8 protein-coding genes and 1 pseudogene are annotated in these 12,360 nt (G+C 71.2%); 6 read left to right on the top strand and 3 right to left on the bottom strand.

Going from position 1 to position 12,360, the window contains the following annotated elements; all coding sequences use genetic code 11:
- Window positions 1–7 precede the first annotated feature (7 nt).
- The 3 genes and pseudogenes from OG866_RS06720 to OG866_RS06710 form a co-directional block, all read left to right on the top strand.
- A complete protein-coding gene (locus OG866_RS06720) occupies window positions 8–2,185 on the top strand; it encodes a 3-hydroxyacyl-CoA dehydrogenase NAD-binding domain-containing protein (protein WP_329332511.1) in 2,178 nt (725 codons plus the stop codon).
- Between the two features lie 181 nt (window positions 2,186–2,366).
- The gene (locus tag OG866_RS06715; protein ID WP_329332510.1) at window positions 2,367–3,995 is read left to right on the top strand and encodes a thiamine pyrophosphate-binding protein; all 1,629 of its coding nucleotides are present in this window, start codon (window positions 2,367–2,369) and stop codon (window positions 3,993–3,995) included.
- Window positions 3,996–4,068: 73 nt separating this feature from the next.
- Window positions 4,069–4,563, top strand: a pseudogene (locus OG866_RS06710) (SDR family oxidoreductase); the annotation flags it as partial.
- On the opposite strand, the gene OG866_RS06705 reads toward OG866_RS06710, so the two are convergent.
- Window positions 4,564–5,295 (bottom strand): MerR family transcriptional regulator, encoded by a 732-nt coding sequence (locus OG866_RS06705; RefSeq protein WP_329332508.1) that lies wholly within the window; start codon window positions 5,293–5,295, stop codon window positions 4,564–4,566.
- A gap of 225 nt (window positions 5,296–5,520) precedes the next feature.
- Here OG866_RS06705 and OG866_RS06700 point away from each other — a divergent pair, with 225 nt between their 5' ends.
- Both OG866_RS06700 and OG866_RS06695 read left to right on the top strand, forming a co-directional pair.
- The gene (locus OG866_RS06700; RefSeq protein ID WP_329332507.1) at window positions 5,521–6,978 is read left to right on the top strand and encodes an amino acid permease; all 1,458 of its coding nucleotides are present in this window, start codon (window positions 5,521–5,523) and stop codon (window positions 6,976–6,978) included.
- A gap of 40 nt (window positions 6,979–7,018) precedes the next feature.
- The gene (locus OG866_RS06695) at window positions 7,019–7,498 is read left to right on the top strand and encodes a macro domain-containing protein (RefSeq protein WP_329332506.1); all 480 of its coding nucleotides are present in this window, start codon (window positions 7,019–7,021) and stop codon (window positions 7,496–7,498) included.
- 102 nt (window positions 7,499–7,600) lie between these two features.
- On the opposite strand, the gene OG866_RS06690 is transcribed toward OG866_RS06695, so the two are convergent.
- The gene (locus OG866_RS06690) at window positions 7,601–8,506 is read right to left on the bottom strand and encodes an arginase family protein (protein ID WP_329332505.1); all 906 of its coding nucleotides are present in this window, start codon (window positions 8,504–8,506) and stop codon (window positions 7,601–7,603) included.
- Between the two features lie 203 nt (window positions 8,507–8,709).
- A complete protein-coding gene (locus OG866_RS06685; protein ID WP_329332504.1) occupies window positions 8,710–10,203 on the bottom strand; it encodes a M1 family metallopeptidase in 1,494 nt (497 codons plus the stop codon).
- 182 nt (window positions 10,204–10,385) lie between these two features.
- Here OG866_RS06685 and OG866_RS06680 point away from each other — a divergent pair, with 182 nt between their 5' ends.
- On the top strand, window positions 10,386–12,332 hold the full coding sequence (locus OG866_RS06680; protein WP_329332503.1) for a Xaa-Pro dipeptidyl-peptidase: 1,947 nt from the start codon (window positions 10,386–10,388) through the stop codon (window positions 12,330–12,332).
- The last annotated feature ends 28 nt before the right edge of the window (window positions 12,333–12,360 follow it).

Raw genomic sequence — 12,360 nt, 5'->3', positions numbered from 1 at the left:
CCTCCACATGAGCACTCAGTCCACGACCATCCGCTGGGAGCAGGACCGCGACGGCGTCGTCACGCTCGTCCTCGACGACCCCGACCAGTCCGCGAACACCATGAACCAGGCGTTCCGCGACTCCCTCGCGTACATCACCGACCGCCTGGAGGCCGAGAAGGACTCCATCCGCGGCATCATCTTCACCTCCGCCAAGAAGACGTTCTTCGCCGGCGGCGACCTGCGCGACCTCATCCGGGTCACCCCGGAGACCGCCCAGGACCTCTTCGACGGCGGCCTGGCCATCAAGCGGAACCTGCGCCGCATCGAGACCCTCGGCAAGCCGGTGGTCGCCGCGATGAACGGCGCCGCCCTCGGCGGCGGCTACGAGATCGCCCTCGCCTGCCACCACCGCGTCGCCCTCGACGCGCCGGGCTCCAAGATCGGCTGCCCCGAGGTCACCCTCGGTCTCCTCCCGGGCGGCGGCGGTGTGGCCCGCACGGTCCGCCTCCTCGGCATCACCGACGCCCTGCTGAAGGTGCTGCTCCAGGGCACCCAGTACAGCCCGCGGCGCGCCCTGGACAACGGCCTGGTCCACGAGGTGGCCGCCACCCAGGAGGAGATGCTCGCCAAGGCACGCGCGTTCATCGAGGCCAACCCCGAGTCGCAGCAGCCCTGGGACAAGCCGGGCTACCGCATCCCCGGCGGCACCCCCGCCAACCCCAAGTTCGCGGCCAACCTGCCCGCGTTCCCGGCCAACCTGCGCAAGCAGACCAACGGCGCCCCCTACCCGGCGCCGCGCAACATCCTCGCCGCCGCGGTCGAGGGCGCCCAGGTCGACTTCGAGACGGCTCAGGTCATCGAGGCGCGCTACTTCGTCGAACTGGCCGCGGGCCAGATCTCGAAGAACATGATCCAGGCGTTCTTCTTCGACCTCCAGGCCGTCAACTCCGGCGCCAACCGCCCCAAGGGCATCGCACCGCGCAAGGTCACCAAGGTCGCCGTTCTCGGCGCCGGGATGATGGGCGCGGGCATCGCCTACTCGTGCGCCCGCGCGGGCATCGACGTCGTCCTCAAGGACGTGTCGGCGGAGGCCGCGGCCAAGGGCAAGGCCTACTCCGAGAAGCTCTGCGCGAAGGCGGTCGGCAGGGGCCGTACGACCCAGGACAAGGCCGACGCGCTGCTGGCGCGCATCACCCCCACGGCCGACCCGCAGGACGTGGCCGGCTGCGACGCGGTGATCGAGGCCGTTTTCGAGAACCCCGAGCTCAAGCACAAGGTGTTCCAGGAGATCCAGCACATCGTCGAGCCCGACGCGCTGCTGTGCTCCAACACCTCGACCCTCCCGATCACGGCCCTGGCCGAGGGCGTGGAGCGCCAGACCGACTTCATCGGGCTGCACTTCTTCTCGCCCGTCGACAAGATGCCGCTCGTCGAGATCATCAAGGGCGAGCGGACGGGGGAGGAGGCGCTGGCCCGCGCCTTCGACCTGGTCCGGCAGATCCAGAAGACGCCGATCGTGGTGAACGACTCGCGCGGCTTCTTCACCTCCCGGGTCATCGGCCACTTCATCAACGAGGGCGTCGCCATGGTCGGCGAGGGCATCGAGCCCGCCTCGGTCGAACAGGCCGCGGCACAGGCGGGCTACCCCGCCAAGGTCCTCTCCCTGATGGACGAGCTGACGCTCACCCTCCCGCGCAAGATCCGCAACGAGTCCAAGCGGGCCGTCGAGGAAGCGGGCGGCACCTGGCCGACGCACCCCGCCGAGGCCGTCATCGACCGTATGGTCGACGAGTTCGACCGCCCGGGACGCAGCGGCGGCGCGGGCTTCTACGACTACGACGACAGCGGCAAGCGCGCCGGACTGTGGCCGGGGCTGCGCGAGCACTTCACCCGCGAAGGCGCGGAGATCCCCTTCGAGGACATGCAGGAACGCATGCTCTTCTCCGAGGCCCTCGACACGGTGAAGCTCCTGGAGGAGGGCGTCCTGACGTCCGTCGCCGACGCCAACATCGGCTCCATCCTCGGCATCGGCTTCCCGGGGTGGACCGGCGGAGTCCTTCAGTACATCAACGGTTACGAGGGCGGCCTTCCCGGCTTCGTGGCCCGCGCCCGTGAACTCGCCGAACGCTACGGAGACCGCTTCACACCGCCGGCGCTGCTGGTGGAGAAGGCGGAGAAGGGGGAGCGGTTCGCGGACGCGTGAGGTGAGGCCCTGGGGGTACCGCCCTCAGGGCCGGCCTTGACCTTGGGGGCTCCGCCCCACCCGAAGCGGCTGAACCGCCGCGGGCACCCGTATCGCTGAGCGACACGGCCACCTTGCCACCCGGCCCCCCGGCGAAGACGCTGACCTGTGACCCGGTCCCCGCCCCCACCGAGGAGCCCCCATGGCAGCCCGCCCCGCCCTCGCCTTCCTGGACATCCTCCGCGGCGAGGGCGTGGACCGGATCTTCGGCAACCCCGGTACCACCGAACTCCCGTTCCTGGCCGCCCTGTCGGAGACCGAGGGCGCCCCCGAGTACGTCCTCGGCGTGCACGAGGGCGCCGTCGTCGCCATGGCCGACGGCTACGCCCGCGCCACCGGCAGGCCCGCCTTCGTCAGCCTGCATGTCGCCGCCGGCCTCGCCAACGGCCTCATCGGCCTCCTCAACACCCGCCGCTCCCGCACCCCGCTCGTCGTCACCGCGGGCCAGCAGGACCGCCGCCACCTCCAGCAGGACCCGATGCTCTCCGGCGACCTCGTCGCCCTCGCGACCCCCGCGGTGAAAGCGGCCTACGACGTCCAGCACGCCCGCGACCTCCCGCTGGCGCTCCGCCGCGCCTTCGCCCTCGCCGTACGCCCGCCCGCGGGGCCGGTGTTCCTGTCCATCCCCATGGACGTGCTGGCGGAGGACACACAAGTCGAGGTCCCCGCCCGCACCCCGACCCCACCGCCCGGCCCGGCCCCGGGCATCGAACGCGCGGCCGTCCTGCTCGGCGACGGCGTTCGCCCCGCGATCGTCGCCGGGGACGGCGTCGGCCGGGAGGACGCCGTCGGGGCGCTGGTCCGGGTGGCGGAGGCCTGCGGGGCGACCGTGCACCACCAGCCCATGGCCGACTGTCTGAACTTCCCGACCACGCACCCCCTGTACGCCGGGATGCTGCCGCCCCGCCACGACGCCATCCGTGCCGCACTCGAACCCCACGACGTGGTGCTGATCGCCGGAGCCCACGCCTTCACCCCCCACCACTACACCCCGGGCCCCGCCCTGCCGCCCGGCCTCACCGTCGTCCAGCTCGACTCCGACCCGGACGAGATCGGCCGCAACTTCCCCGCCGACGCCGGCCTGGTCGGCTCCCTCGCCCCGTCCCTGCACCGCCTCGCCGACCTGCTGCGCGACCGCGTACCTGACCACACCGCGAAGAGCCGCATCCTGCGGGCCGGCGAACAGCACACCGCCGACCGCGACCGCGTCGAGTCCGCGGCCCGCGCCGCCTATTCACCGGCCCCCCTCGCCCCCTGGGCCGCCGCCCACGCCGTCGCCCGGGGTCTGCCGCCCGATACCGCCGTCGTCGAAGAGGCCATCACCGTGGGCCTGTTGCTCCGGCGTCTCCTACGACTCGAACGCCCCGGCAGTTACACCCACACCGTCGGCGGCGGACTCGGCTGGGGCATCGGCGCCGCCGTCGGCCGCGCGCTCGCCGAGCCCGGCCGGCCGGTGGTGGCCGTACTCGGCGACGGCAGCACTCTGTTCGGGCTCCAGGGACTGTGGAGCGCCGCACGTCAGCAGGCCCCCGTCCTGTTCGTGGTGATGAGCAACGGCGTCTACCGCACCCTCCAGGACACCTACACGGCCATGGGCGGCAAGGGCGTCTGTCCCGGAACGGAGCTGGGCGCCCTGGACTTCACCCGGGCAGCCGCCTTCTTCGGCGTGGACGCCGTCAGGGCCGAGAGCGCCGAACATCTGCGGGAACTGGTGGCGGGGGCCGCGCATCTGACGGGGCCGCTCCTGGTCGACGTACCCCTGCGCGAATGATCCGCCACTCACCGCCACCCGCACCTTGTCACCCGGCCGCGCGGGGCACCACCATCGGTCCCTGACGGACGGTCCGACCGCACACCGGCTGATCGGCGAACCGGTCCGCCTCGGCCTGGTGGAACGCACCCTCGACGGCAGCTACCGCGTCGGCCTCGGCCTCTTCGTCCTCGGACAATCCGCCCCGTCCGTAGGAGAGTTGCGCGACGCCGCCCTGCCCTACCTCGGCGACCTCCACGAGGCGACCCACGAGAACGTCCACCTCGCCGCCGCGCAGCCGCACGCCCACCCGGTCCAGGGCGCGGACCCCGCCGTAGGACTTGAACAGCCCCTGGGCCACGAGGATGTCGCCGTACGACGCCGAGCGCGCCCGCGATCAGCAGGACGCGTGATCGGCTTCACCCGCGCCCTCGCCGCCGCGCTCGCGCCGTACGACATCACCGTCAACGCCATCGCACCGGCCATGGTCCGCACGGCCACCGCGGAGCGGACCGTCGGCGCCGACGGCGGCTTCGCGTTCGTCCGCGACCGGCAGGCCGTCCAGCGCACGCAGGAGCCGCCCGACCTGTCAGGAGGCTCCGCCTGCCTCTGACGCGGTCACCCACTCACTGAGCTCCTCCTTCAGCGACCGCTGGAACGTCGTCAGCAGGGCCTGCACCACGATCGGGTGCATATGGGCCGACAGCGACCGCACGTCCTCGGTGTCCCGCTCGGACACCTCGCCGCGGAACAGCTCCGCCAGCTCGTGCGCCGCCACGCGCGCGTGCTCCACGAGCACGTTCCGCGCGGCCAGGATCGACTCCTGGGACAGCGGTACGTCGAGGAGGCGGACGCCGAGCCGCAGCAGCCCCGAGTCGAAGCGGAAGTCCTCCCCGTCCAGCTGGACGACGCCCATCGCCGCGAGCCGCTCGACGTCCTCGTCGGCCAGCGGCCGCCCCGCCCGCCGCTCCAGCTCCCGCCGGTCGGCCGTCTCCGTGGTGTCCGGCGCCCACGAGGCGACGACCGCGCGGTGGATCGCGAGATCGTGCGCGCTCAGGTCGGGCGGCAGCTGCCGCAGATACCGCTCGATCGCGGCCAGCGTCATCCCCTGGTGCTGGAGCTCCTCGATGAGTTCCAGGCGCGCCAGGTGGTCCCTGCCGTAGTGCCCCACCCGGCGCGGACCGATCACCGGCGGCGGCAGCAGGCCCTTGGTGCTGTAGAAGCGGACCGTGCGCACGGTGACGCCCGCCCGAGCGGCCAGTTCATCGACGGTGAGGGTCGGCTTCTCGGTGTCGGCGGTGTCGGCGGTGTCGGTCGTCATGTGCAGCAGTATCGCTGTCTCACCAGTGCTGTGAAACCTCGTGAGCACCCCTCCCGATCTTGTGACATGTCCCGCGGTGTGAGGTCCGCCACCGCGTGAGCCGCGGAGTTCGGGGGAAGGTGGCCCCTTGGTCTGTGCCTCCACCGAGCGCACAGGCCATACGTACGTCAGGACACCCGCGCGTGACCCGCCCGGGCGCCCCCGCACCAGAGAGTGGTACGACCTGTGAGCAAGGACGCCGTGGACACGGCAACAGCCACCGAGGTGGCCCGGACGCCCGCGGACGCGGGTGACGCCGGCTACAGCAAGGACCTCAAGGCCCGCCACGTCAACATGATCGCCATCGGCGGCGCGATCGGCACCGGTCTCTTCCTCGGCGCCGGAGGACGCCTCCACAACGCCGGCCCGGCGCTCGCGATCGCCTACCTGGTGTGCGGGATCTTCGCCTTCTTCGTCGTCCGGGCCCTCGGCGAGCTCGTCCTCTACCGCCCGTCCTCCGGTTCCTTCGTGTCGTACGCGCGCGAGTTCCTCGGCGAGAAGGGCGCGTACGTCGCCGGCTGGATGTACTTCCTGAACTGGTCGACGACCGGGATCGCCGACATCACCGCGATCGCGCTCTACACGCACTACTGGAGCCTGTTCACCGACATCCCGCAGTGGACGCTGGCGCTCGTCGCGCTCGCCGTCGTCCTCGCCGTGAACCTGATCTCGGTGAAGATCTTCGGCGAGATGGAGTTCTGGTTCGCCATCATCAAGGTCGCCACCCTGGTCGGCTTCATGCTCGTCGGCATCTTCCTGCTGGCCACCCAGCACCAGGTGGGCGGTACGACCCCCGGCCCGAGCGTCATCACCGACAACGGTGGCGTCCTCCCGCACGGCCTGATGCCCGTCGTCCTCGTCATGCAGGGCGTGATCTTCGCTTACGCGGCCCTGGAACTGGTCGGCGTCGCCGCGGGCGAGACCGCCGAGCCGGAGAAGGTCGTCCCGCGCGCGGTGAACTCGATCATGTGGCGGGTGGGCCTGTTCTACGTCGGCTCGGTCGTCCTTCTCGCCCTTCTGCTCCCCGGCTCGGTCTACTCGGCCGACGAGAGCCCCTTCGTCACGGTCCTGTCGAAGATCGGCGTCGAGGGCGCCGGCGACGTGATGAACCTGGTGGTCCTGACGGCGGCGATGTCGTCCCTCAACTCCGGCCTGTACTCAACGGGCCGCATCCTGCGCTCCATGGCGACGGCCGGCTCGGCTCCGAGGTTCACCGCCCGCATGAACCGCAGCCAGGTCCCCTACGGCGGCATCCTGCTCACCTGCGCGGTCTGTGTGCTCGGCGTCGGCCTCAACTACCTCATGCCGAGCCAGGCCTTCGAGATCGTGCTGAACGTCGCCTCCCTCGGCATCATCAGCACCTGGGTGATCATCATGGTCTGCCATCTGATCTTCGTCCGCCGCGCGCGGGCCGGTCTGGTCACCCGCCCCGCCTTCCGCCTCCCGTTCAGCCCGGTCACGGAGATCGCCACGATCGTCTTCCTGCTGGCCTGCCTCGGCATGATGGCGAACGACCCCGAGGTCGGCCGCAAGACCCTGCTGCTGATCCCGGTGATCGCGGCGATGCTGGTCGCCGGCTGGTACGCGGTCCGGAACCGGGTGGCGAGGACAGCGGACCGGGAGCTGACCGACCTCACGAAGTAATCCGGAGGCCGTTGTCAGTGGCGGCCTCTACGGTGGCGTCATGTCGGAGATCACTTACGTCCGGGGTGACGCCACCGTTCCGTCGGTGAAGGGCGTCAAGGTGATCGCCCATGTCTGCAACGACATCGGGGGATGGGGAAAGGGCTTCGTGCTCGCCCTCTCGCGCCGCTGGCCCGAGCCGGAGGCGGCGTACCGCGCCTGGCACCGGGGCAGGGCGGCGAACGACTTCGGGCTGGGCGCGGCCCAGTTCATCCAGGTCGAGCCGTATGTGTGGGTGGCCAACCTGGTCGGCCAGCGCGGCATCCGCACGGGCAGCAAGGGCGTCCCCGTCCGGTACGAGGCGATCGACACGGCGCTGGGTCGGCTCGCCGGCAAGGCCGCGGAACTCGGCGCCTCGGTCCACATGCCCCGGATCGGGTGCGGGTTGGCCGGAGGCAAGTGGTCCCGCGTCGAACCGCTGATCGCCGAGCGGCTCGTACGACGGGGGATCGCCGTCACGGTCTACGACCACGGCGACTGACGGGACGGCGAGGAGGCACGCGCCGCCCGCACCCGGCAGCAGGCCGAGGCGGCAGCCCCGGATCAGCCCTGGTCCCCCGGATCAGCCCTGGTCAGCGCCGGATCAGCCCTGTGCCGCGAACGCCCGTAGCAGGCACTCCGTGAGCCTGGCCGCCGCGCTCCCGTCCGGATCGAGGCGCGGGTTGAAGATCGTGACGTCCAGTCCCACCGCCCCGGCGCCGGACAGCGCCGTGCGCAGGACGGTCTCCAGCTCCTCCCAGCTCAGCCCGCCGTCCAGCCGGTAGTCGACGGCGGGCATGACCGCGTCGTCCAGCACATCGACGTCGAGATGCACCCAGAACCCACCCGATCCGTCGGTCCCGGCCTCGGCGGCCCCGTCCGTCAGCAGCCGCACCGCGTGCCGCGCCGCCTCGTCCGCCCCCAGCTCCCGCACCCGGTCGAGGTCCAGCGCGTGCAGTCCCTCCGGCAGCGGCTCCATCCCGAACACGGCCGCCTCCGCCTGGTCCCGGAAGCCGAGGGCGACGACGTCCTCGTCCCGCACCAGCGGCCCGAGTCCGTCCAGATCGGCGAGGGCGGCGGGCCCCCGACCGGTGGCCAGGGCCAGCTCCATCGAGGCCGCCTCGCCGGCCGGCTCCGTCTCCGGCAGATAGAAGTCGGTGTGGCCGTCGAGAAACAGCAGCCCATGGCGCCCCCGGCGGCGCAGGGTGAGCAGATTGCCGAGCAGGATGGTGCAGTCGCCGCCCAGCACCAGCGGGAACCGCCCGGCGTCGAGGGCCTCGCCCACCGCGTCGGCCAGCCGTAGGGAGTGCTCGGCGATCCCGGCCGGATTGAGCACCCCGGTCTCCGGGTCCCGTTCCGGGTCGTACGGGCCCGGCTCGACCGTGCCCACCCGCACCGCGCCCAGACCGTCGGCCAGACCCGCGTCGAGCAGCGCCCGGGGCAGCTCCTCGACGCCGGTCGGCCGCAGCCCCAGCACGGACGGTGCCTCGATGATCGCGACGTCCCGCACTCCGACTCCCTCGTCAGGCGGCGCCGGCAGGCCCATGCGTCCGGCGACGTGGGCCCACCGTAGACCGCGGGAGGGCGCGGAGCGCGGCAGCGCCCACGTCCGGCGAGGCGCCCCACACCGCCTTCCGAGTACCCCTTCTCAGCGGGCAGACGCAGCGCACCGCGACGGTCGGCACAGCCGGCGGAGCGCTGCGCGCTGAGCGCTCAGTGCTCGTGCGCGTCGTTCGTCGCCGCGATCTTCTTCCACGACCTCGGCTGCAACGGTGCGGCCGAAGCCCCCGCGATCGAGGCGGTCCGTGCCGCCGGGGCGGCCGGTTTCGTCGGCTGGAACAGCCAGGTGTCGAACAGCGGCGACAGCGACTGCCCGGACACCTCCTCCGCGTACGTCCGGAAGTCGGCGACGGACGCGTTTCCGTACGCGTGCTTCTGCGGCCAGCCCTTCAGGACCGCGAAGAACGCGTCGTCGCCGATCTCGTTCCGCAGCGCCTGGAGGGCCAGCGCGCCCCGGTCGTAGACGGCGATGTCGAACTGGTTCTCCGGACCCGGGTCACCGGGCTTCACCGTCCAGAACGGGTCGTCGGCCGGGTGCGAGGCGTACACGTAGTCGGCGAGCTCCTGAGCCGTCCCCTCGTCCTCGTGCTCGGACCACAGCCACTGCGCGTACCGCGCGAAGCCCTCGTTGATCCAGATGTCCTTCCAGCCGGACACCGACACCAGGTCGCCGTACCACTGGTGGGCCAGCTCGTGCACGACCACGGACACGTTGGAGCCGTTGGCGAACTGCCGCGGGCTGTAGTACGGCCGGGTCTGCGTCTCCAGCGCGTATCCGGTGGTGGTGTTCGGCACGTACCCGCCGAGGGCGTTGTACGGATACGGCCCGAAGTACCCGCTCAGCCAGTCGGCGACCTCACCGGTCCGCTCGATGCTGGCCCGCGCGGCACCGTCGTTGGCGCCGAGGTCCTTGCTGTAGGCGTTGACGACCGGAATGCCGCTCTCGGTCGTCCCCGTGGTGATGTCGAACTTCCCGACGGCCAGCGTCGCGAGATAGGTGGCCTGGGGCTTGTCGGACCGCCAGTTGTAACGGGTCCAGCCCAGGCGTGAACTCGTCGACTGGAGCGTGCCGTTGGAGATGGCCTGGCTGCCGTCCGGTACCAGGACGGACACGTCATAGGTCGCTTTGTCGAGCGGGTGGTCGTTGCTCGGGAACCACCACCAGGCCGACTCGGGCTCGTTCGCGCCGACCCCGCCGTCCGGAGTGCGGTGCCAACTGGTGAAGCCGTACGCCTGCTTCGACGACGGCACTCCGCTGTACCGCACGACGACGGTCACCGAAGTGCCCTTCGCCAGCGGCGACTTCGGGGTGATCTCCAGCTCGTGCTCGCCGGAGGTGGTGAACGACGCCTTCGCGCCGTTGACCCGCACCTCGGAGACGTCCAGCAGGAAGTCCAGGTTGAAGCGGGACAGGTCCTGTGTGGTGCGGGCCAGAAGGGTCGCCGTGCCCTCCAGCTCGTCCGTCGCCGGCTGGTACTTCAGCCGCAGGTCGTAGTGGGAGACGTCGTATCCGCCGTTGCCGTAGGCCGGGTAGTAGGGGTCGCCGATGCCCGGGGCGCCAGGGGAGTAGCTCGCGGCCGATGCCGGGATCGCCAGCAGGACGGACGCGGCGGCGAGTGCGCCCGGCGCGATGATTCTGCGGTGCACGAAAGCTCCAAGTCGTAGGGGCACGAAGTCTGTTCGGAGCCTATTCAGTACCTGTGGGCCCGTAGGTGTCCACGCCCACCACTGTCACACGATCGCCATTCGGCCGTCATGAGTGAACCCACGCCCCCTTCATGTCAAACGGCCCTCTTTTGCACGGGAGTTGACCGCTGTACCGTCCGCGCATGCCGATACGCACGCGCTTCACGATCTGGAGACAGCTCGCCACGGCGGCCACCGCCGCCCTGCTGGCCACGTTCCTCACCCCCGCCGCCGCACAGGCCGCGCCGCGTGAGAGCCAACCCGTCTACTCCTACGAGAACGCCGTCCGCGAGGCCGTCTGGGTGGACACCGGCCTGGACGGGGACGGCGACGGCAAGCACGACCGCGTGGCCGTCGACATCGTCCGCCCCCGCGAAGCCGCCGGGCAGGGCCGCAAGGTTCCGGTCATCATGGACGCCAGCCCGTACTACTCCTGCTGCGGGCGCGGCAACGAGAGCCAGAAGAAGACGTACGACGCGAACGGCGACGTCGTCCAGATGCCGCTCTTCTACGACAACTACTTCGTGCCCCGCGGCTACGCCTTCGTCGGCGTCGACCTCGCGGGCACCAACCGCTCCGACGGCTGCGTGGACGTCGGCGGCCGCTCGGACATCCTCTCCGCGAAGGCCGTCGTCGACTGGCTGAACGGCCGCGCCAAGGCGTACACCAGCCGTACGGGCACCACAAAGGCCAAGGCCACCTGGACCAACGGCAGAACCGGCATGATCGGCAAGAGCTGGGACGGCACCATAGCCAACGGCGTCGCCGCGACCGGCGTCGAGGGACTGAGGACGATCGTCCCGATCAGCGCCATCTCCTCCTGGTACGACTACTACTTCCAGCAGGGCGCCCCGCTCTACGACTCCGGCCCCGACTGGCTCTCCGACTACGTCGACAGCCCCGACGCCCGCGCCAAGTGCGCCGCCGTCCAGCAGAAGATCGTCGACGGCGCTCCGCGCACCGGCGACTGGACCGGCTTCTGGACCGAGCGGGACTACGTCAAGAACGCCGCCAAGGTGAAGGCCAGCGTCTTCGCCATCCACGGCCAGCAGGACCTCAACGTCCGGATGAAGCACCTCGGCCAGTGGTGGGACGCTCTCGCCAAGCACGGCGTCGAGCGCAAGATCTGGCTCTCCCAGACCGGCCACGTCGACCCCTTCGACTTCCGCCGCGCGGAATGGGTCGACACCCTGCACCGCTGGTTCGACCATGAACTCCTCGGCTACGACAACGGCATCGACCGCGAGCCGATGGCCGACATCGAACGCCACCCCGACCAGTGGGTGACCTCCAAGGTCTGGCCCCCGCGCGGCACCAGCGCCGCCACCCTGCGCCCCGCCCAGGGCGCCCAAGACGGCGTCGGCACCCTCGGCCTCACCAAGGGCACCGGCACCGAGACCTTCACCGACAACCCGGCGCTGAGCGAGACCGACTGGGCCGCGCAGATCGACGCCTCCACCCCCGACAAGGCGGGCTTCACCACCGGCGCCCTCACCGAGGACCTGCGCATCTCCGGCTCCTCGAAGGTCACCGTCACCGCCACGCCCACCACGTCCACGGCCCATCTCTCCGCCGTCCTCGTGGACCTCGGCCCGAACACCATCCGGGACTACGCGGCGAGCGGCGAGGGCATCAGCACCCTCACCGACCGCACCTGCTGGGGCGTCAGCACCGCCGGCGACAGCGCCTGCTTCAAGGTGACCCAGGCCAAGACCGCCGACGTCGACTACGAGGTCGTCAGCCGCGGTTGGGCCGACCTCGGCACCTACGCCAACCCCGGCAAGGGCGTCCCGCTCACTCCGGGCAAGGCGTACACGATCACCCTCGACCTGGCCGCCACCGACCATGTCGTCCCGGCCGGTCACCGGCTCGCCCTGATCGTCGCGGGCACCGACAAGGACCTGATCGACCCCCCGTCCACCACGCCGACGCTCACCCTGGACCTGTCCCGCACGAAGGCGAGCGTCCCGCTGGTCGGTGGCACCCCGGCCTTCGCGCACGCCACCGACGGCGCCGCCACCGCCGTACCGGAGGCCACGGAACTCGACGGTGTCCAGGCGCCTCGGTCCGTGCAGCGCGTCCCGGAGTAATCCGACATCGGCGGTTGAAAACCGGGCC

Origin of the sequence: Streptomyces sp. NBC_00663 (genome assembly GCF_036226885.1) — a bacterium.
In the GTDB taxonomy this organism is placed as follows: Bacteria; Actinomycetota; Actinomycetes; order Streptomycetales; family Streptomycetaceae; genus Streptomyces.
The sequence above is the reverse complement of the archived record's forward strand: the minus strand, read 5'-3'. Positions and strand labels throughout refer to the sequence as shown.